The sequence below is a fragment of the Psychrobacter sp. CoH-33_TS_01 genome (assembly GCF_058189395.1).
In genome coordinates this window covers 376,217-401,000 of sequence record NZ_JBVGQI010000001.1, presented here as the reverse complement: position 1 = coordinate 401,000, position 24,784 = coordinate 376,217, and the positions used below count along the sequence as shown (strand labels likewise).

General features: G+C 45.7%; 20 protein-coding genes. 11 read left to right on the top strand and 9 right to left on the bottom strand.

Features of this window, described 5'->3' with window-relative positions; genetic code table 11:
* The first annotated feature begins 72 nt into the window (after positions 1–72).
* Both ACZ2XM_RS01690 and ACZ2XM_RS01685 read left to right on the top strand, forming a co-directional pair.
* Positions 73–687, top strand: coding sequence for a glutathione S-transferase N-terminal domain-containing protein (locus ACZ2XM_RS01690; RefSeq protein ID WP_490587890.1), 615 nt, complete (start codon positions 73–75; stop codon positions 685–687).
* A gap of 110 nt (positions 688–797) precedes the next feature.
* Complete coding sequence (locus ACZ2XM_RS01685) at positions 798–1,244, top strand: ClpXP protease specificity-enhancing factor (RefSeq protein WP_490587891.1); 447 nt, start codon at positions 798–800, stop codon at positions 1,242–1,244.
* 165 nt (positions 1,245–1,409) lie between these two features.
* On the opposite strand, the gene dcd is transcribed toward ACZ2XM_RS01685, so the two are convergent.
* The 8 genes from dcd to ACZ2XM_RS01645 form a co-directional block, all read right to left on the bottom strand.
* Positions 1,410–1,985 carry a dCTP deaminase gene (gene dcd / locus ACZ2XM_RS01680; RefSeq protein ID WP_490587892.1) on the bottom strand — a complete coding sequence of 192 codons (576 nt, stop codon included), beginning with the start codon at positions 1,983–1,985 and terminating at the stop codon, positions 1,410–1,412.
* A 136-nt stretch (positions 1,986–2,121) separates the two neighbouring features.
* A complete protein-coding gene (locus ACZ2XM_RS01675; protein ID WP_490587893.1) occupies positions 2,122–3,243 on the bottom strand; it encodes a DUF2804 domain-containing protein in 1,122 nt (373 codons plus the stop codon).
* A gap of 322 nt (positions 3,244–3,565) precedes the next feature.
* Positions 3,566–4,423, bottom strand: coding sequence for a tetratricopeptide repeat protein (locus ACZ2XM_RS01670; RefSeq protein WP_490587894.1), 858 nt, complete (start codon positions 4,421–4,423; stop codon positions 3,566–3,568).
* Positions 4,424–4,841: 418 nt separating this feature from the next.
* Positions 4,842–6,173 (bottom strand): iron-sulfur cluster carrier protein ApbC, encoded by a 1,332-nt coding sequence (apbC, locus tag ACZ2XM_RS01665; RefSeq protein ID WP_490587895.1) that lies wholly within the window; start codon positions 6,171–6,173, stop codon positions 4,842–4,844.
* Between the two features lie 207 nt (positions 6,174–6,380).
* Positions 6,381–7,718: a magnesium transporter gene (gene mgtE, locus ACZ2XM_RS01660; RefSeq protein WP_490587896.1), complete on the bottom strand. Its 1,338-nt coding sequence runs from the start codon at positions 7,716–7,718 to the stop codon at positions 6,381–6,383.
* Positions 7,719–8,010: 292 nt separating this feature from the next.
* A complete protein-coding gene (locus ACZ2XM_RS01655) occupies positions 8,011–8,811 on the bottom strand; it encodes a 3-hydroxybutyrate dehydrogenase (RefSeq protein WP_490587897.1) in 801 nt (266 codons plus the stop codon).
* A 207-nt stretch (positions 8,812–9,018) separates the two neighbouring features.
* Positions 9,019–9,648: a CoA transferase subunit B gene (locus ACZ2XM_RS01650; protein ID WP_490587898.1), complete on the bottom strand. Its 630-nt coding sequence runs from the start codon at positions 9,646–9,648 to the stop codon at positions 9,019–9,021.
* 159 nt (positions 9,649–9,807) lie between these two features.
* Complete coding sequence (locus ACZ2XM_RS01645) at positions 9,808–10,515, bottom strand: CoA transferase subunit A (protein WP_490587899.1); 708 nt, start codon at positions 10,513–10,515, stop codon at positions 9,808–9,810.
* 491 nt (positions 10,516–11,006) lie between these two features.
* Here ACZ2XM_RS01645 and ACZ2XM_RS01640 point away from each other — a divergent pair, with 491 nt between their 5' ends.
* The gene (locus ACZ2XM_RS01640) at positions 11,007–12,425 is read left to right on the top strand and encodes a GntP family permease (protein WP_490587900.1); all 1,419 of its coding nucleotides are present in this window, start codon (positions 11,007–11,009) and stop codon (positions 12,423–12,425) included.
* A 189-nt stretch (positions 12,426–12,614) separates the two neighbouring features.
* On the opposite strand, the gene ACZ2XM_RS01635 is transcribed toward ACZ2XM_RS01640, so the two are convergent.
* Complete coding sequence (locus ACZ2XM_RS01635) at positions 12,615–13,955, bottom strand: short-chain fatty acid transporter (RefSeq protein WP_490587901.1); 1,341 nt, start codon at positions 13,953–13,955, stop codon at positions 12,615–12,617.
* Positions 13,956–14,233: 278 nt separating this feature from the next.
* Between ACZ2XM_RS01635 and metG the strand changes: the two genes are divergently transcribed.
* From metG to ACZ2XM_RS01595, 8 genes are all read left to right on the top strand, one after another.
* A complete protein-coding gene (gene metG, locus ACZ2XM_RS01630) occupies positions 14,234–16,351 on the top strand; it encodes a methionine--tRNA ligase (protein ID WP_490587902.1) in 2,118 nt (705 codons plus the stop codon).
* Positions 16,352–16,803: 452 nt separating this feature from the next.
* Positions 16,804–17,871 carry an ABC transporter substrate-binding protein gene (locus ACZ2XM_RS01625; RefSeq protein WP_490587903.1) on the top strand — a complete coding sequence of 356 codons (1,068 nt, stop codon included), beginning with the start codon at positions 16,804–16,806 and terminating at the stop codon, positions 17,869–17,871.
* A 279-nt stretch (positions 17,872–18,150) separates the two neighbouring features.
* The gene (locus ACZ2XM_RS01620; protein WP_490587904.1) at positions 18,151–19,179 is read left to right on the top strand and encodes an ABC transporter substrate-binding protein; all 1,029 of its coding nucleotides are present in this window, start codon (positions 18,151–18,153) and stop codon (positions 19,177–19,179) included.
* A 181-nt stretch (positions 19,180–19,360) separates the two neighbouring features.
* Positions 19,361–20,395 (top strand): ABC transporter substrate-binding protein, encoded by a 1,035-nt coding sequence (locus ACZ2XM_RS01615; RefSeq protein WP_490587905.1) that lies wholly within the window; start codon positions 19,361–19,363, stop codon positions 20,393–20,395.
* A gap of 283 nt (positions 20,396–20,678) precedes the next feature.
* The gene (locus ACZ2XM_RS01610) at positions 20,679–21,593 is read left to right on the top strand and encodes an ABC transporter permease (protein WP_490587906.1); all 915 of its coding nucleotides are present in this window, start codon (positions 20,679–20,681) and stop codon (positions 21,591–21,593) included.
* A gap of 130 nt (positions 21,594–21,723) precedes the next feature.
* Positions 21,724–22,518, top strand: a complete 795-nt coding sequence (locus ACZ2XM_RS01605; protein ID WP_490587907.1) for an ABC transporter ATP-binding protein — start codon at positions 21,724–21,726, stop codon at positions 22,516–22,518.
* Positions 22,519–22,613: 95 nt separating this feature from the next.
* Complete coding sequence (locus tag ACZ2XM_RS01600; RefSeq protein WP_490587908.1) at positions 22,614–23,231, top strand: SPFH domain-containing protein; 618 nt, start codon at positions 22,614–22,616, stop codon at positions 23,229–23,231.
* A gap of 205 nt (positions 23,232–23,436) precedes the next feature.
* Positions 23,437–24,507: a hypothetical protein gene (locus ACZ2XM_RS01595; protein ID WP_490587909.1), complete on the top strand. Its 1,071-nt coding sequence runs from the start codon at positions 23,437–23,439 to the stop codon at positions 24,505–24,507.
* Positions 24,508–24,784: the final 277 nt, after the last annotated feature.

The following is a 24,784-nucleotide window of genomic DNA, read 5'->3' as shown; positions in this document are numbered from 1 at the left end:
TACCGTGTTAGCCTTGATAATAAAGGATACATTGTTTACGATGGCAGTCTTATAAGTAGATGATAGCCCAACATGATTGATGCCAATGATATCCCTAACAGTCAGCTCGTGTTATATGCTGACGATGGCTATGACAGCCATGTGGTGCGCTTGCTGCTAGAAGAAAAGCAGCTAGCCTACTATCATTCGCGTCTGCATTCTGAGCGTCCTGAAGACCTCACTGAGCTAAACCCCTATCATAGCCTGCCAGTACTGCAACAGCGCGATATTGCCCTCTATGAGATTAATGTTATCTTTGAATATCTAGAAGAGCGTTATCATGCGCATAAACTGCTGCCGGAGACCCCGCAAGAGCGCGCCATTATCCGCCAATTGGCTTGGCGAATACAGAATGACTGGTTAGCTTTAGGGCGTAAGCTCCTGATTCATCCAGACAGCTTTAATAAGGCAGAAGGAGCAATCGCAAAAAAGCAACTGGCAGACTCACTTATTACGATATCGCCCTTATTTGCCCATAAGCCTTATTTTATGGCGGACGAGTTTGGTTGGTGTGATGCGCTATTAGCGCCGTTATTATGGCGCTTAGATGAGATGGGTATTCAACTCCCTCCTGGGATTACGCGGCCATTAACCGAGTACCAAAAGCGCTTATTCGAGCGCAGCGGCTTTAAAGCTAGCGTGTCTTAATCATGCTAGGCGCTTGCGAAAAATAACTCGCTGTAACCGAGTTGGCTGCTAAATTATCGCTATAATGACTAGGGCATGTCCTAATATATATGTACAATTGGAGCTACTGTATGACCGATACCGATTTAGAGGTTACCCCCACTCGCCCTTATATGGTGCGGGCTATCTACCAATGGATTGAAGACAATTATCTGACCCCCTATTTGATGGTCGATGCGACCGCTGACAATGTCCAAGTTCCTACGGAGTTTGTCCAAGAGGGCCGGATTGTCTTAAATATTGCTAGCCGCGCTACCGGTAACATGTCGATGGAAAACGACTATATTAATTTTAGTGCGCGCTTTGGTGGCGTCTCTCGTGATATCTGGGTCCCTATTCAAGCTGTGATGGGTATCTATGCGAAAGAAAATTCGCAAGGGATGTTCTTTGATCCTACCGAATATGAGAACTATACCCCACCTGCTGATGACTTACGCGATACTCCAGATAAGCCAGCTGCACCGGCCAAGCCAAAAGAAAAACGCGAAAATAAGGCAGGCTTAAAAGTTTTAAAATAGCAAAGCTTTCAGATCAAGAAGTCTTAGCAAAATGCAGCATTAAGCTGTTTAATTTTAAGCTGTCTAATTTCAAGCCATAAAAAAAGGGAGAAGCCATAAATTGGTTTCTCCCTTTTTGCTGCCAATAGCGCTCTCTTTTATCTCTAACAGCGCCTTGTACTGCCTTTAAGTTCTCGGTAAGGTTACACCCGTCTGACCTTGGTATTTACCACCACGGTCTTTATAACTGGTCTCACAGACGTCATCAGCATCGCTTTGGAAGAACAGCATCTGTGCGACGCCTTCACCGGCATAAATACGCGCAGGCAAGGTAGTCGTGTTACTAAACTCAAGGGTCACATGACCTTCCCACTCAGGCTCTAGCGGCGTAACGTTGACGATAATACCGCAACGCGCATAGGTCGACTTACCTAGGCAAATAGTCAACACATCCCGTGGAATACGGAAATACTCCATCGTACGGGCTAAAGCAAACGAGTTTGGCGGAATAATGCACTCATCACCCACGATATCGATAAAGCTGTTTTGGTCAAAGTTCTTCGGATCGACGATGGCAGAATGGACGTTAGTAAACACTTTAAATTCTCGTGAGCAGCGTACATCGTAGCCATAGCTTGAGGTGCCGTAACTGACTAGCTTTTCGCCCGCTTCGTTAAAGCGGACTTGACCGGCTTCATACGGCTCAATCATACCGTACTCTTCAGCCATTTTACGAATCCAACGGTCAGACTTGATAGACATCTAATTTCCTTAATACTTATTGAGTAATAACCACTTAAATAATGTTAGACAGCGATTGCCTATAATGAATGATGACAAGTATAAGGAATTGGGCCGTAAAATTATAGAGCTGAACTGATTTTAACCTTGCCAAGCCTTACCATTTAGCAAAATGGTCTTCTGCCAAGCCCATCACTTTATCCAGTTGAATCACCTCATCACCCAAGCGAACCTCACCGCTATACTCCCCCAGCCATTGCTCAAAAATACTGGCTATCACCCCATAGTTGTCGGTCTTTTTATAAACTCGCAGTTGTGAAAAGGTCAGCTCGATATCGACGTTGCTCCACCCTAAATTTTGATGGTATACCCGCCAAGGAGCTTTAGCACCACTTTTATCTTCTTGATTACTGTCACCACGAGAAAACATAACTGGCGGCAAATAGTGAATCTGTCCGTCTAGCCAGCACGCATTTTCGCTAGCACCGGTCTCATTCACCCCCATCGATAGATTGAGTAGGAACTGGCGGCCATCGGGCAGATAAGTATTAATACAACTCCAAAACCAATTGGTCTCATGGCGCATATAGCCGAGGGTCCAATCCAAATTAGCCAAAGTCTGCTTATCAAACTCAAGCACTTCTTCTGGGCTATTACTATAAAACTTTGATTGGGGCTTAATAGTCAGCTGACCTGAGACTTTTTGGAAGGGTTCTTTTTGGGTAAAGGTCCAGCCTCGCCGACCTGCTGGTGTACAAATTGCTAAGGGTTGTTGATAGCGTGTTAAGGTCGCTGTTACCGTTATCGTAGTACTGTCGAGAGTGACATTAACTTGCGTCGGGCTAAACGCTATCTTCAACTTAAGATGCGGGTGCTCAAAAGCTATCTGCCCTTGATAATGGTCGCCGTCAAATAGAGCGTCGCGCTTTAGCGGCTTTAACGCCTCGCCAATCTCCATCTCTTGCGTATCCTCGTTAAAGAGGTAAACAAAGGCAGTGGTGGCCACTTTAATCGTCGCTAAGGCTATGCAAACCCTATAGGGCGGTTGCACAATTTGAATAAAGGCAAATTGATTGGCTTTGAAATCTTTGCGCCAATTCGACAAGGACTTTTGTGAAATAAGATAACTGTGATAATCCAAGTAGTTGATGCGCTTTACCCCAGCAAAGATGCCAAAGGTTGGCTGGCCTTTTTGAATCAGAGCATCTAAAACGGGTAAACTATTATTTATTGAGTCTAGTTGGAGAGAGTGGGCAGAGTCTCTTACTGATACGCTCATGTGATTTCCTTGTTGCTTGTAAAGCACTTTAGCCAATTTCTGCTTTAATTCTGCCTAAGCCTAATTGCAGAGGTTGCTCATAGTCAGCTTTAACTTATTGGCCGTCATTTATAGTTGTTATAGGTTATCAGATACCTTGCATAATCACTGATTCTACCTAAAACAGCTAGGGTCGTCAGATAAACTTAACCAAACTAAAAATGGTTGGCAAAATTTAGACATAAAAAATGGCCTACCCCAAAAGATAGACCACCTTTTCAGACTTTACGTCTTTTTTAATATTAGAGTTTGATTATAAGGCTGATTAGAGCCGTACCCGCTTTTACTCAAGGTCCTTGTATTCTTTACAACTCAATAAATCACCATTATCACAAGCTCTACCAAACCACTCTTTAGCCTTATCATTACTTTGAAGGATTCCCTCTCCGTTATAGTACATTATCGCCAAATTATATTGCGCATCCGTATAGTCTTGCTCAGCAGATTCTGTATACCATCTAAAAGCTTCTGCTTTACTCTGTGGCACGCCTTCCCCTTCGTCATAAGAGACCGCTAAATTATATTGTGCGGTAGCATGGCCTTGTTCAGCCGCTTGGCGATAGAGTGCTACCGCTTTGGCATGGCTTTGCTTGACCCCTTCGCCTTCATCATAAGCCACGGCTAAATTATATTGTGCATCTGCATCACCTTGATCTGCAGCTTTACGATACCACTCTGCCGCCTTGGCGTGATCTACGGGCACGCCTTTGCCTTCATCATGATAGATACCGACATTGTACTGCGCATCCGAATCGCCTTGGTTGGCCGCTTTAAGATACCATTTATAGGCTTGCACATAATTCTGTGGCATACCTTGCCCGTGCGAGTACATCCAGCCCAAATTGTATTGAGCCTCTGCATGGCCTTGGTTGGCCGCCTTGCGATACCACTTGGCCGACTCAATATAGTTTTCTTGCTCATCATAATCTAATGCCAATTCGTATTGGGCTTCGGCATCTCCTTGCTCTGCTAAGGCTTTAGTATTATTACTTATACTAGAGCTTAAACCAGAGCTTAGGCTGGAACTTAAATTCGCATTTGGTTTCAGGATGCTGGCCGAAGCAGATACGGACAATCCCAATGACAACGCGATGATAGCTAATTTAGGTATCAACGGTCCGTTACTTAATAGAGTGTTCATTTTTCTTCCTTAAAAATAGGAGGCACTGGTTGGGATTGCTCTAGTAAATTTTAGAGTAGCGGCTAAACCCCTCTCTAATCACTCACCAGCTATTATTTAGCAACAGATTGATTTTACATATTTATTAAGTAAATTTTAGAGAAATTTATGAAAGTAATAAGGATTTTTAAAGGCTATAACGGCTGTCTCTATCTGTAAACATCGTTACCTCATAGAACAAGCGCATAGACGCCTATGTCTCAGTTTAGGCCACCTGCCAAGTGACGATCAAGAGCCCAAAGGATAGCACCACGATAAGCAACTTAAACAGCACTACCTTTTTGGCATTTGCTCGACTCATAGGTTATCCTTCGCTGCTAGGCGGATTGGAAACTCATTCAACTAATTAAATATCTCATAATGACGGTTGCTGGGTCTATTAAAAAATACGCCCGTCATCGCGACTTTTCGCAAATTTATCGATATTGGTTTCAATATTCTTAGCAATATTAAGATAGTACTCCGCATACTCATCGCCAGCACCGTCATTAGCAATCACACTCGGGATGCCTTTGTCGGCTTGAGCACGAATACCACTCGCCAGCGGCAATTGACCTAATAACGGTACTTGGTATTCTTTGGCAATAGTCTCACCACCGCCCGCACCAAAGATAGCTTCGGTAGTCCCGCAATTTGAACAGGTATGCAGCGCCATATTTTCGACCACACCCAACACAGCAATATTGGTTTTATTAAACATTTCGACGCCTTTTTGCGCATCCATTAACGCCACATGCTGCGGAGTGGTGACAATGACCGCACCTGTTACCGGAATACGCTGCGCTAGGGTCAATTGAATATCGCCGGTACCGGGTGGCATATCGATCACAAGATAATCAAGCGACGGCCAGTTGGTCTGGTTAAATAGTTGCATAAGCGCACCGGTGGCTTTTGGGCCACGCCAAGCTACTGGGGTATTGTCGCCACCCAATAAGCTACCGATAGACAGTATTGGCATGCCGTGCGCCTCAACGGGTACAAATTGCTCGTTTTCTAAATCAGGTTTGACGCCTTCTACCCCGAGCATAGTAGGAATGCTAGGACCGTAGATATCGGCATCTAACACCCCCACACGGTTGCCTAATTTTTTCAGCGCTAAGGCAATATTAACAGTCGTCGTCGATTTACCCACCCCACCTTTACCAGAGGCTACGACGATAATATGACGAATGCGTGGATGCGGTGCGATACTTGATTGGGTGGGCGCACGTTTGGTAATAGGAGCTTCATCAGGTTCTGAGGTATTCGCAGGTTGTGCGCTAGCAGGTTCAGCCGCTGCTTTACTCGCCCCCATAGCATCGGTCGTCTTAGGTAAGGTTCGACCTGCGCCTTTATTCGGCCCCGCTGCAGGAATGTCATTCGAAGTCGCATTGGATTTTGACCACCCTTTATCTTTTGCTAGCCCCTTATCTTTTGCCAACATTGTCACGTTCATATTAATTTCTTTAATCCCATGCGGCTCTAGGAGTTGGCCAAGCTCTCGTTGAATATTTTCTGGGTCACTGTCTGCTGGCAGGCGCAAATCTAAGGTCACGCTATCTCCCTCACGGTTCAAGCCCGTTAGCATCTGCGCAATACTCACATTGCCCACATGGTAGCCCAATATCACCTTATCGACAGCCGAATCCAATTGAGCCATTTCCGCTGGAGTTTCAGTAGTGGACGCTTTATCTTGTGAGGAGTTTAGTGTTTTTTTAATGAAGTTGAACATAGCGATTTAGACCTTAGTTATCATATTTCTGAGGGGTGCTAGCAATGTCGTTTAGTGTAGCCGAGTTTAGACTATAAAAAAACCACAACGCCGGTATGAGGACATCGTGGTTAAATTGCGATACTACTTTAGAGGTAGAGGCTGTCTTAATAGGGAAAAAGTTATAGAGATAAAAACATAGAAGAATAAACTTATAAAGATAAGCCATTAGAAGGCTAAAAATCTTGAGGCAATAAACAAATAGATAATGACGCCTGAAGCATCACAGACTGAAGTGATTAATGGGGCACTGGCAGTAGCGGGGTCAAAGCCCAATTTATTCAGTACGAAAGGCAAACTCATACCAATCACACAGCCAATCATAACCACCGACATCATACTGAGGGCTAACACTAGGGACACCACCTCATCGCCACGAATATAGCCAATAATGGAAATAGCTATGGCCATCGTGCCTCCCAATAGCAGGGCGACCATCGCCTCTCTACCCAATAGCGAGAACCAGTCACGCATGACCACATCGCCGGTGGCCAATGCTCGCACCATCAAGGTAGCTGACTGCGAGCCGGCATTACCGCCACTATCGACCAATAAGGGTAAGAAGAATACCAAGACTAGGTTGGCGGCAATCACCTCTTCAAAATGCGAGATACCAATACCAGAAAGCAGGTTACCAAAGACTAAAAATACCAGCCAAAATACTCGTTTGCGATATAAGACACGAATGCTGACGTCTTTGAGTTTGCCCACCATGGTGGAGACACCACCGGACTTATGAAAGTCATCGGTAGCCTCATCACTAGCGACGTCCATCGCATCATCATGAGTCACTATCCCGACTAAAGCGCCATTGTCATCAATAATAGGTAGGGCAATCAAGTCATAACGCGCTACAGTCTTTGCCACATCCTCTTGATCCTCATTGACATTGCATGAGACTACAGAATCGACCATGACTTCGCTGATGGCACGCTCTGGCGGGGCCAAAATCAGGGCGCGCAATGAGACTACGCCCAGTAATTTACGTTGGGCATCAATCACGTAAGCATGATAAATGGTCTCTACATCAGGTGCTTCTCTACGTAGAGAGGCTAAGGCTTCAGCGACATCCATCTCCGCAGCCAGAGTCGCATAATCTGAGGTCATCAAGGCCCCAGCAGTGCCTTCCCGATAAGCTGCTAAGCGGCGAATATCTTCCCGCATAGCTTGAGCTAGTGCCGGCAGTAAAGCATCGCGCTGCCCTTGATTAAAGCATTTATATAAATCAGCGCGCTCATCCGCAGGCATCTCGCCAACTAAGGCCACTAATTTATCTTGTGGAAACTCTTCAGCCAACTCTAATTGAATATCGGCGTCTAGATAAGAAAATATCGTGGAGCGATTGGGTAGACGGTCGAGCAGTTGCCAAGCCAGTGACGGTTTAATCAGAGCTAATAAGTCTGCAATATCGATAGGTCGTAGGTCTTCAAGCTCAGTAATGGCTTGCTCAAACTGTTGTTGCTCAATGGCGTTGCTTAACATCAACGCAAAAGAAGGCACATTCATAAGGTTTACTCCATAACTTTACTTGTCACTGACCTAAACGGTATAGCAAGCAACAAAAAAAAGAGCCAATAAATTGGCTCAAATTTTAAATAAAACAAGATGTTAATGGATTGGGTTTTTATTAGCAAGCTAATGATAATTTACTGAGTGCTAGCGGTGACTAATAACCAACAGTAAACACAATTTTAGCCACTCTAATTAATACCACTACTCTTACTTTTTTAGTAGTCCGCACTTTATTAATAACCTTATTGGCTGCACCGCCATCCCTAACTTAATGACTAGGTTTGGCTTAATTCATAAACCAACCATGGCTAGCTACGATCGATTGACCGGTAAAGACATTGCTTGGGAAAGCGGCTAGGAATAAAGCCAATTGCGCGATATCGTCGACCGTCGTAAATTCCTTATCCACGGTATTCACCAACATAATGTCGTTGACTACAGCCTCTTCACTAATGCCCTTCTCTGCTGCTTGCTCAGGGATTTGTTTTTCTACGAGCGGAGTCTTAACGAAACCGGGGCAAATGACATGCGCACGCACATTATGTTCAGCGCCTTCTTTTGCCAGAACGCGACATAGCCCTAAGAGACCATGTTTCGCCGTCACATAAGGCGCCTTATACATTGAGGCTTCATGCGAATGGACCGAGCCCATGTAAATCACGGTGCCGACTTTATCATTCTGATACATATGCTGCAGGGCGGCTTTGGTGGTTAAAAATGCACCGTCTAAATGAATAGCCAGCATCTTCTTCCAGTTGTCATAGCTCATCTTATTGATGGGATCGATAATTTGAATACCGGCATTAGAGACTAAGATATCAATACTGCCAAAGCTATCCACTAGCTTTTGCACGCCAGCATTTACCGCGTCCTCTGAGGTCACATCCATCTCAATGGCGATGGCTTTGCCCCCTTGAGATTCAATAGCGTCTACTACTTTTTGTGCCGCCTCAATATTAATATCAGCAATACCGACAGTAGCCCCTGCTTTCGCATAGGTTTCAGCAATATCCCTGCCGATACCGCTGGCTGAACCTGTGACTAGAGCCACTTGGCCGGTTAAATCTTGTGTTAATTGCGTCGCCATATTCTTTCCTTGAAGATGATTGATTATTCAATAAACCCTAATATTACTCGCTGTCTATCAGCCATATATACAGACAGTTTGTTGCTATTTATTGCGTACTACTAACGATAAAATGACCATTTTTAGCAACAAGCTAGCGCTGTGTGGCATGGCGCTACACAGTGCTGAGACCACTAAGACGAGTATTTATAATAGGACTAAACGGACTTACTGAGCGATAGTAACCGGGGTATTCTTCTGTAACTCTTCGAACGTTACCCCATCCGCCAATTCGACCAATTTAAGACCTTTGTCAGTGACGTCTAATACTGCAAGCTCAGTAATAATACGATTAACTACTTTTTGACCGGTCAAAGGCAGTTGGCATTCGGCCAAAATTTTAGGCTCGCCGTATTTATTCACCTGCTCCATCAATACGATGACGCGCTGTACACCGGCGACTAAATCCATCGCGCCGCCCATACCTTTGACCATCTTGCCCGGAATCATCCAGTTGGCAAGATCGCCATTTTCGGCCACTTCCATCGCGCCTAAAATCGCTAGGTTGACGTGACCGCCACGAATCATCGCAAACGAGTCTGAACTACCAAAGAAGCTCGCACCTTTTTCTGCAGTGACCGTCTGTTTACCCGCATTAATTAGGTCGGCATCAACATTTTCTTCTGTCGGAAATTCGCCGATACCGAGCAAGCCATTTTCAGACTGCAGCCAAACATCCATACCTTCAGGAATATAGTTGGCCACTAGCGTGGGCAGACCAATACCTAGGTTTACGTAATAGCCATCCTGCAGCTCTTGAGCAGCGCGCTGCGCCATTTGTTCTCTTGTCCATGCCATGGTAATGCTCCTGATTGTTTTGTTCTATTTTGCGTAATATCTGTTTTGCGTAAATTTTTTTAAGGCGTACTTTGCTAACGGTTTAACTCAGTTATCCGCTTAGCCCCTTTATCATTAAGCGACTATAAATTAAACGGCTATAAATAGCGTATAACGGGCTTAACTCGCCGCTTTCACCGTTACTTTTTCAATGCGCTTTTCAGGGGTCGCATTCAATACAATGCGTTGTACAAAAATACCAGGCAGATGAATCTCATCAGGATTAAGCTCGCCAATCTCAACGATTTCTTCTACTTCTGCTACCGTAATTTTGCCGGCCATAGCGCAATCTGGGTTAAAGTTACGCGCGGTCTTATTAAAAATTAAGTTACCGGCTTTATCGGCTTTTTGCGCTTTTACTAAGGCCACATCTGCGGTTAGAGAGTGCTCTAACACATAAGTGCGACCATCAAAGTCGCGAGTCTCTTTGCCTTCAGCGACTTGAGTACCCACACCGGTAGCGGTATAAAAAGCGGGAATGCCCGCACCGCCCGCCCGTAGCTTCTCTGCTAGCGTCCCTTGTGGGGTTAAGTCAACTTCTAACTCACCACCTAAGTATTGACGCTCAAACTCTTTATTTTCACCGACATAAGAGGAAATCATTTTTTTAATCTGACGCGTCTTGAGCAATAGACCTAAGCCAAAATCGTCTACCCCAGCGTTATTACTGATACAAGTTAAGTCTTTCACACCAGTGTCGCGTAACGCCACGATTAAATCTTCAGGAATACCGCATAAGCCAAAACCACCAATAGCGAGGGTTTGCCCGTCTTGAATAATGTCTGCTAATGCCTCATTAGCACTGCCAAATACCTTGGATTGACTCATAATCTTGCTCCCTGTCAGGTTGTTAACTGTAGAATATTTGATTTTATAAATTAAATAATTGATTTGTCAGATAATTAAGCTAATCATGGCTTAAATTATTTCCCTAACAAATATTTGGTAGTAGCATTTAATAGTACGTAAACTTATATTAATAATATAAATATTAACTTGATACGTTCCCTATCACTATAAATTGTGCTAACTTAGCACATTATTCCAATACGAGCTAGACCTGATTGCGCACAGTCATTAGGCTGCCTAGTCTACCTTGCGTTATCTCTAGTTCAGCTAGTGTCTGTTATTATTGGCATAATATTCGTAATTTTTAAGCCTTAATGCCTATCATGGCTCATAGTTTATCTCGCACACTACTCAAGTTGTGAACGCTATGCTATGGCTATGAAAAGAGCTTAAGAGGTCTCGTAAGACTGTTATATTTTAAATAATCCATCAGGATGGTGGATTGTCATTTTACCAAGGAGAAGGTGTCTATGTTTAGCACATTGGCCATTGTCATTACTTTACTGCTACTGATGTATTTTGCCTATCGTGGCTACTCGGTGCTGTTTTTAGCGCCCATCATGGCCATCTTAGCTGTGTTTTTATCCGGCGATTTTTTGAGCAGTATTCCCGCTTACACCGACGTCTTCATGACCGCACTTAGCGGCTTCTTAATGAAGTTTTTCCCCATCTTCCTATTAGGCGCTATTTTTGGGCGTCTTATGGCAGATTCAGGCGCAGCGACCGCGATTGCGCGTACGGTGGTCGAAAAACTTGGGGCTAATAAAGCCATCTTAGCGGTGATTTTAGTCTGTGCTATCTTAACTTATGGCGGTGTCTCGCTATTCGTGGTGGCCTTCGCTATTTATCCGATTGCTAAAGACTTGTTTAAAGCTGCGGGTATTCCTAAGCGCCTGATTCCGGCCGCTATCGCACTAGGCTCATTCACGTTTACGATGACTGCCTTACCCGGCACGCCCGCCATTCAGAACGCCATTCCTATCCCTTATTATAATACCAACGTTTTTGCCGCGCCTATTCTCGGCATCATCGGCGGTTTAATTATGTTTACCTTAGGTTGGTTATGGCTACAGTCGCGCGCGAATAAAGCGATGGCGGCAGGTGAAGGCTATGGCATCCACGAGGAAGAAGAAGTCGGCTCACTCTCGAGCACAGGCGCTGCAGTGGATAATGTGAATACCACGCGCCACGTGTCTTTTGGCACCGCAATGATTCCGCTAGTATTGGTCATCGGTCTCAACGCCCTACTCACTTATGTCGTATTCCCAGCGATGGACTTTAGCGGTATTCAAGCGCAGTATCCAGACTTGAACATCGCCGGCTCATTGGGCTTATGGTCAATCATTATCTCATTGGTACTAGCGTGTATCGTACTGATATTATTGAACGTTGGTCACTGGCGTAATCTGCAAAAGACTTTGAACCGCGGTACTTACGATTCAATGTTACCTATCTTCAACACAGCGTCAGAAGTGGGTTACGGGGCGGTTATTGCTTCGCTAGCGGGCTTCCTAATCATTCGTGATAGCATCTTGAACTTAAACCCTGAAAACCCTTTGATTTCAGAAGCCGTGGCCATGACTACCTTAGCGGGTATTACCGGTTCGTCTTCGGGTGGTTTGAGTATCGCGCTATCCACTTTAGGGGCTGATTACTATCAAATGGCACTCAAGACCGGCATCGACCCTGAATTGATGCACCGTGTGGCCGTTATGGCGGCTGGTGGTCTCGATACGCTACCGCATAGTGGCGCCGTCATTACCCTACTCGCTATCTGTGGTCTGACCCATAAGCAGTCTTATCTCAACATTGCTATGGTCACTATGATCATTCCATTGTTAGCGACGGTAGTCATTATTACTTTAGGCTCGCTATTTGGGTCTTTCTAAGACTAACTAGTGCTGTCTAAGGACTTTGGCTAGTAACGAGACGTTTATTAGCTATAAAAAAGGGCGATCTAACTTTGAGTTAGGTCGCCCTTTTCTTATTTAAGCATTCATTTACTGCTCAGCATTTATTAACTGCTGTAAATAGTACTTAGCTGCAAAAATACTTACTAGCTATTTATGACTAGCAGCTTATACCAATAACCAAAATGCGCCCATAATGACCAAGCCAGACGCCACCAAAACCATCAGGCAATAGCCCATAATAGCGCGCGCATCCAGTCCTGCAATCCCTAAGAGGGGCAATGCCCAAAACGGTTGAATCATATTGGTCCAAGCATCGCCCCAAGCAATCGCCATAGCGGTCACTGCAGGACTAACGCCCAATGCAGCCCCTGCTGGAATCATTACGGGACCTTGCACTGCGAACTGACCACCGCCGGAAGGAACAAAGACGTTGACTAACCCTGCGCTTAAAAACGCGAGCATGGGAAAGCTCTCTGCAGACGCATGATTCACAAAAAATTCGGTCACCTGGGTACTTATAGAGATACCGTCAGCATTGGCACCAGTCATGATACCCATGATGCCACCATAAAAAGGGAATAGCAGCACGATACCAGCGATACCGCCAATGCCTGACTTGACTGCTAAGTAATAGCGCTCCAAAGTACCATGCGACAGTAGACCAATAAATAAGAACAGGCCGATGACGATATTGAGCCCCAGATCAAAGCCTTTAGTGCCAAATTCATTGATATAGTACATCAACGCTAATGCTACTAAAATCAACGCTACGATACGGCTGTCATCTAGTTTTTGTGCTGGGGTAATACGCTCAGGGACCACCTTTACGCTGTCTTTAATCAAGGCAGGGTCGACGGTAGTGGGCGTTTTAGGCTGCATAAACATATTTAATAGCGGCAACATCACGATTAGCAGCAGCATAATGATTAAGTTATAGCTGGCAAATATAGTCTGCGATAAAGGCACTGCTTCGGTTAGCACTCCACCCGATAGCGTCTGTAATGTCTCGCCACCGCCGGCTAGCGTTAAAGGAATAGACCCAGAAAAGCCACCGTGCCAAACGATAAAGCCTGAATAAGCCGCGGCCACCAATAAAGGATAGTCGACGTTGGCGACTTTTTTGGCCAAAGATTTGGCAAATACCGCCCCAATCACCAGCCCAAAACCCCAGTTAATCCATGAGCCGGCTAATCCCACTAAGGTCGATACGATAATGGCCATGGTGGGTGAGGTGATATTACTGGCCAATTTATCCAAAATACGCTGGATAAAAGGCGCACTTGCAAACGCATAGCCGGTTACTAAAATAAGCGCCATCTGCATAGCGAAACTGTGCAAGGACCATAAGCCATTGCCCCAGTGACCTGCCATCGGCAACGGCCCTTGCCCCGTCAAAATTAGACCCGCCACAAAAGCAATCAAAGTTAAGACAATAGAAAACACGAATGGGGATGGTAGATAACGGTTAACCAACTGTACGCTAGCATTGGTCAGCAATCGCATCATATAAACCTCCTTGTTTATCAGCACAATGTTTATGAGAAAAATATTTATAGGTGAAACTGTGAATAGGTATAAACAAATAATAAGCTGTAATTATTCTATACCGATACAATACATATCACAATAATCTTTCCGCGCCCTGTTTTAGCTGCCCTGTCCAATATTTGACTGTGCTTACCTTACGCACACTGCCACAAGCAGTTACCCATAAATAGCGTTTTTACGGTATCATAGGCGCACTCTTTACCCCTTATAACTCATATACTTTTAAAGGTGATTTTGTGCGTCATATTTTAGTTACCAGTGCCCTTCCCTATGCCAATGGTCAAATCCATTTAGGCCACCTGCTAGAGCATATCCAGACCGATATCTGGGTACGCGCCATGAAAGCACAAGGGCATCAAGTGACCTATGTGTGTGCAGACGATGCGCATGGCACCAGCATCATGCTCAAAGCCGAAGAAAACGGCGTATCCCCTGAATCGCAAATCGCTAACGTGAAAGCGTCACACGAAGCTGACTTTGCGAAATTCTTAATCGACTACGACAACTACTACACCACCCATTCAGAAGAAAACAAAGAATTCTCTGAGCTAATCTATCGCCGCCTTAATAGTGCCGGTCATATCAATACTAAAGATATCGAGCAGTTATTTGACCCGGAAAAAGGCTTGTTCTTAGCCGATCGTTTCGTCAAAGGCGAATGCCCAAAATGTGCGGCGAAAGACCAATATGGCGATAACTGTGAAGTTTGCGGCACGACTTATAACGCTAATGAATTGGTTAATCCGTTCTCTACGTTGTCGGGTGCTACCCCAGTTTTAAAGACTTCAAAGCATTACTTCTTTGACTTGCCAGAATTTGACGGCTTTTTACGCCAGTGGACACGTGACGAAGGTCGCCTGCAACCTGCCATTGCTAATAAACTCCAAGAATGGTTTGACGCCGGTCTAGCCAGTTGGGATATCTCCCGCGATGGGCCTTACTTTGGTTTTAAAATCCCTGACACGCCAGCTGATGAGCCGGACAAATATTTCTACGTCTGGCTAGATGCGCCAGTAGGCTATATGGCGAGCTTTAAAAACTTATGCGAGCAGCGCAAAGACTCCACTGATCCTAGCTTGCCCGCATTGAACTTTGATGACTATTGGCTGGCAGAAAACGAACATAAGACCGAGGTTTATCACTTTATTGGTAAAGACATCGTCTATTTCCATGCGTTATTTTGGCCGGCTATGTTGGCCGGTAGCGAGTTCCGTACCCCTACCAGTGTCTTTGCCCATGGTTTCTTGATGGTGAACGGCGAGAAGATGAGTAAGTCGCGCGGCACCTTTATCCAAGCCGAGACTTACGCTGAGCATCTGCATCCCGAATACTTACGCTATTACTTTGCCAGTAAGCTGTCGGACAAGGTTGAAGACTTTAACCTAGACTTTGATGACTTTATGAAAAAGGTCAACTCAGACATGGTCGGCAAAGTAGTCAATATTGCCAGTCGTTCTGCGGGTTTTATCGTGAAGAAATACGACGGGATGCTATCCAGCACCAATGCTGAACCTGAACTCTTAGCTGAGATTATGCGTGCAGGTGATGAGATTGCGGTAGCTTATGAAAACCGTGAGTTCTCACGCGCTATGCGTCTCATCATGCAATGTGCGGATAAAGCCAACGAATATATCGATGAGAAAAAACCTTGGTCGATGGCCAAAGAAGAAGGTAAAGAACAAGAGGTGCAAGACGTCTGTACCGTAGCGATTAATATCTTCCGTCAATTGATGGTCTATCTAGCGCCAGTATTGCCTGAACTGACCGACAATGCGAAAGCTTTCTTAAATATTGATGACCTAAGCTTTGCTAGCCGTCATGAAGCGCTACTCGGCCATCAGATTAATAAGTTTAAGCCATTAATGCAGCGTATAGAACCTGCGCAAATCGAAGCTATGGTCGAAGCGTCTAAAGGCTCGTTAGAGAGCACCGCTAATTCAGCGCAAGCCTCCGCGGCACCAACTTCTGGTGACACTAAGCAGGCTACGGATAATAAAGCCAATACTGCTGACAACCAAGATGCAGACTATATTGGTATCGAAGATTTCGCCAAGGTTGAGATGACGGTCGCCCATGTGGTTGAGTGTAACCATGTGGAAGGCGCAGATAAGCTATTACAGTTCACGCTCGATGTTGGTGAGGCACAAACCCGCAATGTCTTTAGCGGCATCCGCAAGTTCTATGAGCCTGAGCAGCTGCAAGGTAAAAAAGTCATCTGTGTGACCAATCTAGCGCCACGTAAGATGAAGTTTGGCATTTCAGAAGGGATGATTCTCTCTTCTGGTGACCCTAAAACGGGCTTAGTAGTCATTACCCTACCTGATGAGTGCACGGTCGGTGATAAATTGGGCTAAGCAAATATTGTTTATCTAATTAAACAACCCAGATAGCTGTCCTAAAATAACCACTCTAGAGCGCTCGCCCAACCCTGAATGAATAAGGGCTATGCGAGCGCTTTATTGTGAAAGCCCTTAAATCTCGCTAATTTTCTTTTTTAAAGTATAAAGACTATAGACCCTATTAGGGGAAAGACCATAGGAAAGACGCTAACCCTGAAGGCGAATATCACAGCCTAGACTACTGCGTTGCTTATAATTTCTAGTTGCGCAATGTTACATAGCTGTCATAATAGAATGACTTGATATTAACAGTGGCTATTGTGCTTGGCATTTCCCTAAATGGCCCAGCAATCGCCCCTTATTTATCACTACCTACTGTGCTTTTTATTTAATTTTTGATTACTTTGATTTTGCTATATTTTCCGCGCTTCTTTTTTATACCCGTATTAACAGTGAGTTGACCTACGATGATATCTGCTACGACAGCTACTACCACAACGATTTCTAAATTGCGCCTTGGTATTATTACCTCTCTTTTCACCACGCTCAGTTTAGTAGGTTGTTCACAACCTGAGTCGACCGTAACGGCAGAGACCACCACCGCTAGTGCCGAAACTGACAAACCTGCTAAGACCTTAGCCATTACTCAAATCGTTGAGCATCCCTCATTAGACGAGATGCGTCGCGGGATTCAAGACGAGTTGGCAGACAACGGTTATGTAGCCGGTGAAAACCTCGATATTAACTTCCAAAGTGCGCAGGGTAATACCGGTACGGCCGGTCAGATTGCCAAGCAATTCGTGGGTGATGTGCCAGACGCTATTGTCGCCATATCTACCCCTTCAGCGCAGTCAATCGTGGCCTCAACCACCTCGATCCCGGTGATTTATACGGCTGTTTCTGATCCGGTAGCCGCAAAGTTAATCAACGAGCAAAACGTGCCTATTCAGGAAAACGTCACGGGTCTATCTAGCCAATTACCGTTAGAGCCACAGATTGAATTAATTAAGAAAATTAAGCCCGATGCCAAGACCGTAGGCTACGTATATAGCCCAGGTGAGGCAAATTCAGTCGCCCTACTCAAGCGCTTACAAGAAGTGCTGCCTAGTTATGGTTTAAAAGTGCTGGATGTCTCGGCCAACCGCCCTACGGATATCGCTATGGCGACCCGCAGTTTGCAAGGTCGTGCGGATATCATCTATACCTCTATGGACAATAACGTGGCCTCTGCTTTTGAAGCGATGACCGCTGCTGCCAATGAGCTACAAATCCCCATTATCGCCTCCGATGAGTTCAGCGTGCAACGTGGCGCGACGGCTGCGCTTGGCGTAAACGATTACGACTTTGGCCGCACTACCGGTAAGATGGTCTATCGCATTTTAAATGGCGAAGCGGTAATTAATGTAAAACCAGAGATTATGAATACTTTAACCCTATTCGTCAGCCCAAAAAATGCGGCGGCGCAAGGGGTAAAATTGTCTGATGCGCTACTAGCCGATGCTATTAATGTAGACGAAAAGCCAAAAGCAAAGTAGAGTAAGCTGTAAAGCAATACCCATTTCCAAGCGCTTTTATGTCACAAAGCATTTAGGAAAGCATGTAAGGAAGCGTGCGCTTATAGAGATAGGTTTTGGCAACTCAACCCATCGACCAAGCCTGTATCAATAATAAGTTTCGTTAGTGTAAGAGGACATTATTAGAGGGATAAGCCGCTGTATTAGTACGAGGTTATATTATTTATGACCTTATTCTCAGACAGCACTTTAACGAAGATAGCCGTTCTTTTATCTGTCATTTTTTAGGAGTAATACTGAATGTTTAACCCAAATAGATTTGTTAAAACTTTGATGTGGGGCGGTGTTGCCGCTGCCGTATTAACCGGCTGTAATAAGCCTGCTGAAACGACTGCAGAAACGCCGGCTACTGGTGATACGCCAGCCGCTGCGACTGAAATGAAAACCGTAGCCATCACGGCTATCGTTGAACATCCTGCACTAGATGCTGTGCGCAAAGGCGTCATCGATGAGCTGGCCGCAGAAGGCTTCACCGATGGTAAAAACCTAAAAGTGAACTTCCAAAGCGCCCAAGGTAACACCGGTACTGCCGGTCAGATTGCTAAGCAGTTTGTCGCTGATGGCCCAGACGTCATCGTCGCTATTGCCACCCCTTCTGCGCAATCTGTTGCCGCTGCTACCACCTCTATTCCTTTAGTATTCTCTGCGGTGACTGACCCAGTAGAAGCTAAGCTGGTGAGCAAATTAGACGGTTCTGGCACCAACGTGACGGGCGCCTCAGATGTCCTACCGTACGAGCCACAAATCGATTTGATGAAGCAAATCATTCCAAGCTTGAAAAACGTAGGCTATGTGTATAGCCCAGGCGAAGTGAACTCTACTATCGTCCTAAAAAATCTAAAAGAAAAATTGACGCCTATGGGCATCACTGTCCACGAAGCTCCTGCCCAGCGTAGTAATGATATTGCTATGGCAGCGCGTAGTATTGCGGATAAAGTAGATGTTATCTATACGTCTACGGACAACAACGTCGTGTCAGCTTACGAGTCCCTCTCGCAAGTCGCTAAAGAAAGCAAAGTGCCTTTAATCGCCTCTGATACTGACTCAGTCGCGCGTGGTGCGGTCGCAGCGTTAGGCGTGAACTACTATGACCTTGGCCGTGAGACCGGTAAAATCGTTGCGCGTATCCTAAACGGTACTGACGTAGGTACGATTCCTGTGTATATCCCACAGTCTCTTGATCTGTATGTTAGCCCTGCCAATGCCACGGCTGCAGGCTTGACCTTGCCACAAGCAGTGATTGATAAGGCTAAAGAAGTCGTTAAATAAGCGGCTGTGATCATTAACCCGCAAAACTATAGTTATCTTTCAACTGGTGCTACCGCTTTGGTAGCGCCAGTTATTGTTTTACGCTATTATTAAAAAATTCAACAAGGATGTCGTTGAAGCAACCACAGACCATAGCAACCTGCTACTGTGCTTGTCATTATAATCAGGAGCACCACCCTCTATGTTTAACCCCAACAGATTTGTCACTGCCCTAATGTGGGGCGGTATGGCCACCGCCATTTTAACGGGTTGCAATCCGCCTGCCCAAGATACGGCAACGCCCCCTACTGACAGCCAAGATACGACCCCAGCGGCCAATACTGAAACCAAAACCGTGGCCATTACCGCTATCGTTGAGCACCCAGCGCTAGACGCTGTGCGAGCCGGCGTCATTGAGCAACTGGCAGCAGATGGCTACGTTGAAGGTAAAAACCTTAAAGTTAATTTTCAAAGTGCTCAGGGCAGTACGGCTACGGCCGGTCAGATATCCAAGCAGTTTGTCGGTGATAATCCTGATGCTATCGTCGCTATTGCGACCCCGTCTGCACAGTCAATGGCAGCCGCAACCACCACTATTCCTATTGTCTTCTCTGCCGTGACCAATCCGGTAGCTGCCAAATTAGTCAAAGATTTAGCAGGCTCTGGTACCAACGTGACTGGGGCCTCTAATGCTAGCCCTTATGAGCCACAAATCGACTTGATGAAGCAGCTCATTCCTAATCTCAAGAATGTGGGCTACGTTTATAGCCCGGGTGAAGTCAATTCAACCGTCGTGCTCAAAGAGCTTAAAAGTAGACTTGAGCCAATGGGCATCACCGTCCATGAAGCGCCTGCCAATAGCGGCAATGACATCCCTATGGCCGCCCGCAGTATCGCTGACAAAGTCGACCTCATTTATACCTCGACGGACAACCATGTGGTCTCCGCCTATGAGTCGTTATACAAAGTGGGTAAAGAAAGCAAAGTCCCCCTCATGGCGGCTGATACCGATACTGTCGCCCGTGGTGCCGCTGCTGCTTTAGGCATTAACTACCGTGATTTAGGCCGCGAAACCGGCAAGATAGTCACGAGAATTTTAAAGGGCGAGGCGCCTGGCACTATTCCTGTCTATAGAGCAAAAACGCTCGATTTATATGTCAGCCCAACCCATGCCAAAGAACAGGGCTTTACTTTGCCCCAAGCTGTCATTGATAATGCGCAGAAAGTGTTAGAATAAAGCCGGCCGCTAGCCGCTATATCTATACACTATAGCGGGCGTAGCAGTGATTTTATTGTACTCGGCGCTCAGCTCTATTGTTAGTATTGCAGCCCCTGTTGTTACTTTATACCCGATGATTTGCTCCGATTATAAATGACGGTCATCGTGGTATATTATGATTTACCTTTTCCGCAGATTATTTAATCTGTTAAATTAATCGACGCGTCTTTAGCAGGATGCTCTCTGATAGCTGTCTTAAGAGACCCGCTGCTAAAGCTTGCCTATTGAATTAATACCTCCTATGTCTCTAATTGCCTTTTTTGGTGCGCTTGAAAGTGGTCTCATTTATGCCTTAGTGGCCCTTGGCGTCCTCATGTCATTCCGCACGCTCGATTTTCCTGACTTAACCGCTGACGGTAGTTTTCCTTTAGGGGGCGCTGTCGCAGGCGTCGCCATTATCGCAGGGATTAACCCTTGGCTGGCCTGTCTATTTGGTATGATGGCTGGTGCGGTCGCGGGTGTGGTTACCGCATGGCTACACGTTAAGCTAGGTATCTTACAGCTGCTCGCCAGTATTCTAGTTATGGTCGCCTTGTATTCGGTCAACCTGCGGATTATGGGCGCGCCCAACTTGCCGCTACTCGGTGAGCATACGGTCTTTAGTACGCTGGTAACCAATGAAAACGGTTATTGGATGCGCTGTGTCATTATCGGCGGAGTGATTATCATAGCCAAACTGTTTTTGGATTGGTTCTTTAGTACCGAAACCGGCCTATCGATGCGAGCTACGGGCTCAAACCTACGCATGGCACAGGCGCAAGGGATTAACACCTCTTGGGTCACCATCATGGGCATGGCTATCTCTAACAGCTTAATTGCTCTAGGTGGCGCGCTGTTCGTACAGACCCAAGGTGGCGCGGATATCTCTATCGGTATTGGTACTATCGTTATCGGTCTAGCGGCGGTTATTATTGGTGAGACCATTATCCCAGCGAAGCGGATTTGGTTGATTACCTTTGCTGTGATTTTAGGTGCGGTCATTTATAAGCTATTCATTCAGGTAGCGCTATCGAGCGACACCCTACGTAGTATTGGTTTTGGTTCGCAAGATTTAAACCTAATCACAGCCCTATTGGTGGTCATCGCCCTGCAGTTGCCGCAAATTAAAGCAAAATTGCTGTCAGGTCGCAGTCGCCATAAAGCGAAACCACTCTAAGATTTTAGCTGTAGCCAAAAAATATCCCTAGAGTCCTAGTTCATTTATGCCATCGCAGCCTATTAGTCGCTGCATGCCAAAGGAATTATGGCTCTTAGTAAGACCAGATGGTAACCAAGGAATCGTCCTTATGATGCAAGCCCATGACCTGCAGTTGACCTTCAACCCAGGCACCCCTATTGAAAACCCTGCCCTACGCGGTATCAGCCTAAACATTGATGACGGTGAATTCGTCACAGTCATCGGTACAAATGGTGCAGGTAAATCGACCTTTTTGAACGCTGTCAGCGGGACCACCCGTGTCGATAGCGGTAAAATATTACTCAATGGCATCGACGTCACCAAAAAGTCGGCGCATCAGCGTGCCCATTGGGTCGCTCGCGTGTTTCAAGACCCAATGGCCGGCACGTGTGAAGCCTTAACCATTGAAGAAAATATGGCGTTGGCCTTTAAGCGTGGTGGCAAACGTGGTCTAGGCTTTGCGCTTAATAGCCAAAACCGCGACCTATTCCGTGAGAAGTTATCCGTGTTAAAACTGGGCTTAGAAAACCGTTTAAGCGACCGGATGGGCCTATTGTCTGGCGGCCAGCGTCAGGCGGTCAGTCTCCTGATGGCTTCGTTACAACCGTCTAAGATTCTCCTATTAGATGAGCATACGGCAGCGCTAGATCCAAAGACGGCAGCTTTTGTCCTAGAGTTAACCGATAAAATTGTCATAGATAATAAATTGACGACGATGATGGTCACTCACTCTATGCAACAGGCGCTGGCCCATGGTACGCGTACTGTGATGCTACACCAAGGTCAAGTGGTCTTGGATGTCTCGGGTGAAGAGCGCAAAGGTATGAACGTGCATGACCTGCTCGATATGTTTGAGCGCACCCGTGGCGAAAAAGTGGATGATGACAGTTTGATTCTGAGTTAACGGACTGTATTAGCGACCAACGATTTATGGGCTGGCTTTATATAGCAATAACCGCTATAACTAAAGCTCAGCCCTTTTTATTGCGAGTGTGATTTATGGCTAAAGTTAATAAACCGCTGGTCATTGGTAGCAGCCTAATTGCGGTGATCGCGCTATTGGGGTATGGCTGCGCAACCTCGGGCAACAGTGACGCCGCTCAACGAGCGAGCGCAGCTGCGGCTAATAAGGCACAAGTTAGTAAGGTAGAAAATTATAGCAGTAACAAAAATGCTGTGGCCAACAGTGTTAATAACAGTGCCTCTGCCAGTGGACAAATGGGGTCTACAACTGCTAACGGGGCCAATGGGTTAGGTAACTCTACTCTAAATAATCTAGCAGCAGACCCACGTGTTGTTAGAGCCGATATCCAACATATCTTACAGGCAAAATATCAGGATGCTACCGAACTGCGAACCGCTATGCAAGGTGCCGCTATTTTACAAAGCTACCTTGAGCAGCCGAGTCAAGATGCCATGTCATTGTTAAAACGCTACGATTGTAGTGTCATTAGCCTGACGCAAGCGGATCAAAACTTTATCAAATCGCTCACCTTTGATACCCCCGAGAAGAAATCAATCATAAAGAATGGTTTGAAAAATTATGTGCCACCGGTAAGCGTAGAAATCGCTATCGATAGCAACGGCAGTGCGGTTAGCCCTTGCGCGGGTCAATAAAATAAAGCACACTACATGTTAAGCTAATTAACTGATTTACATCAACTTTATTGCTTATTTTTAATCAGCTATCGATAGGTTATTTACCAGCTGTTGAGCAGTGATTGCCAAGACCTTTACGACCCTGTAATAAAGCCCCCTTATACTACCGACAACAGGACCGTTGTCTGGATAACTAATTGAGTTATATCGTCAGGAGAATGACATGACCTTACCGCCATTGCGCACCCTAGCCCTCTCTTTATGCTTAACCCTGCCTATCCTAGCCATCTCTACTCAAGCGAATGTATTGCCGTCATTAAGTGCGACTGCAGCCACTGTTAGTCAAAAGTCACAACCTGTGTCCGTGTATTTTTTGAATGGCATCTCCAACACCGATACCCAAGCGCAGACGTCAGCAATTGCCCTATTTAATCGCTTAAAAGACGACAGTTATTTCGCCCAGTTGATTGATAATCGCCAAGTCAGTTTACGCACTCTGTATAACCCGACCGATCCGCTGTTGGGTGATATTTACGAGCTCGATGCGCAGGCTAAGATTCAAAAAAGAGCCCTAGCAGCGACGAACGCTCGCGTAGAAAGTGAGCACTTAGCGGATACTTATGACGCTGCCGATTTAGCGGTGGTACGCCAAGCTATCTACGATGAAGAGATCCATAGCGCCAACCAAGCTTACCGGGCAGAGCGCTATTGGAAAATTGACTTTATTCATACTGCGGGCAACCGAGCGATAGACCATTACAATAAGATGGCGAGCGAAGTAAAACGCTCACTCTTGGCCGGTGAAAAAGTGGTGGTAGTGGCGCATTCGCAAGGTAATTATGTCGCTCAAGGTCTATACGCTAACTTAGCGCAAGACCCAGCAGTGCGCCAACGCCTGAGCAATAATTTAAAAATTGTCGGTGTGGCCAACGTTTCCGCTACCAGCCCCTCTGGCCTTTATCTCACCAATACGGACGACCAAGCGGTCTACTTCTTCCATGCGGTTCAGGGGGGCCAGCCTATGGTGGCCAACTTTACCCCGCGCTTTGCCAATGGCGAGAAGTTAGGAGGCATTTGGGAGTCTAAAGTACAAAAGCAAAATGATGGTCAAAACCATGGCTTTATCGAGACCTACCTATCAGCCCGCTTTAGCGAAGGACAAGACTTCGTGCCCCATTACCCAGAAATCATTGATAACACCCCACAAAATACTGCGCAAGAGACCGCGCCTAAGAGTATTTACAGCGTCATCGTGACCGATGTGAGCAATAGCTTTAAACGCATGTTGGGATAGTTTCAGCTCAAAAGTTAATATTTATTTGCCTTAGTCTGGTTAGCAAATAATGATACTCAATAGTTAAGGTAGCCTGCACAGTTATAAAAGCTCACAATGCAAGCTGCCTTACAACCGCGCAACATTTTATTGCATCATCACATCAGTGCAGAAGTGGTCATTTAATCCTATGCTTGGTATCTTATAGCTGATTTTTAGTTCATGAGGGCTTGACTCATATTAAGGTGATAGTCTGATAGCACTTAAGGATAATTTTCCTTTAGCGCTCAAAGGTTTA

Excerpts from the sequence above, each read along its gene's own strand:
- ACZ2XM_RS01675 (WP_490587893.1), bottom strand. The coding sequence starts at position 3,243 with ATGAGCGTATCAGTAAGAGACTCTGCCCACTCTCTCCAACTAGACTCA.
- ACZ2XM_RS01650 (WP_490587898.1), bottom strand. The coding sequence starts at position 9,648 with ATGGCATGGACAAGAGAACAAATGGCGCAGCGCGCTGCTCAAGAGCTG.
- ACZ2XM_RS01670 (WP_490587894.1), bottom strand. The coding sequence starts at position 4,423 with ATGAACACTCTATTAAGTAACGGACCGTTGATACCTAAATTAGCTATC.
- ACZ2XM_RS01655 (WP_490587897.1), bottom strand. The coding sequence starts at position 8,811 with ATGGCGACGCAATTAACACAAGATTTAACCGGCCAAGTGGCTCTAGTC.
- ACZ2XM_RS01635 (WP_490587901.1), bottom strand. The coding sequence starts at position 13,955 with ATGATGCGATTGCTGACCAATGCTAGCGTACAGTTGGTTAACCGTTAT.
- ACZ2XM_RS01685 (WP_490587891.1), top strand. The coding sequence starts at position 798 with ATGACCGATACCGATTTAGAGGTTACCCCCACTCGCCCTTATATGGTG.
- ACZ2XM_RS01645 (WP_490587899.1), bottom strand. The coding sequence starts at position 10,515 with ATGAGTCAATCCAAGGTATTTGGCAGTGCTAATGAGGCATTAGCAGAC.
- ACZ2XM_RS01620 (WP_490587904.1), top strand. The coding sequence starts at position 18,151 with ATGTTTAACCCAAATAGATTTGTTAAAACTTTGATGTGGGGCGGTGTT.
- ACZ2XM_RS01640 (WP_490587900.1), top strand. The coding sequence starts at position 11,007 with ATGTTTAGCACATTGGCCATTGTCATTACTTTACTGCTACTGATGTAT.
- ACZ2XM_RS01605 (WP_490587907.1), top strand. The coding sequence starts at position 21,724 with ATGATGCAAGCCCATGACCTGCAGTTGACCTTCAACCCAGGCACCCCT.
- ACZ2XM_RS01690 (WP_490587890.1), top strand. The coding sequence starts at position 73 with ATGATTGATGCCAATGATATCCCTAACAGTCAGCTCGTGTTATATGCT.
- ACZ2XM_RS01595 (WP_490587909.1), top strand. The coding sequence starts at position 23,437 with ATGACCTTACCGCCATTGCGCACCCTAGCCCTCTCTTTATGCTTAACC.
- dcd (WP_490587892.1), bottom strand. The coding sequence starts at position 1,985 with ATGTCTATCAAGTCTGACCGTTGGATTCGTAAAATGGCTGAAGAGTAC.
- ACZ2XM_RS01610 (WP_490587906.1), top strand. The coding sequence starts at position 20,679 with ATGTCTCTAATTGCCTTTTTTGGTGCGCTTGAAAGTGGTCTCATTTAT.
- apbC (WP_490587895.1), bottom strand. The coding sequence starts at position 6,173 with ATGTTCAACTTCATTAAAAAAACACTAAACTCCTCACAAGATAAAGCG.
- ACZ2XM_RS01625 (WP_490587903.1), top strand. The coding sequence starts at position 16,804 with ATGATATCTGCTACGACAGCTACTACCACAACGATTTCTAAATTGCGC.
- ACZ2XM_RS01615 (WP_490587905.1), top strand. The coding sequence starts at position 19,361 with ATGTTTAACCCCAACAGATTTGTCACTGCCCTAATGTGGGGCGGTATG.
- ACZ2XM_RS01600 (WP_490587908.1), top strand. The coding sequence starts at position 22,614 with ATGGCTAAAGTTAATAAACCGCTGGTCATTGGTAGCAGCCTAATTGCG.
- mgtE (WP_490587896.1), bottom strand. The coding sequence starts at position 7,718 with ATGAATGTGCCTTCTTTTGCGTTGATGTTAAGCAACGCCATTGAGCAA.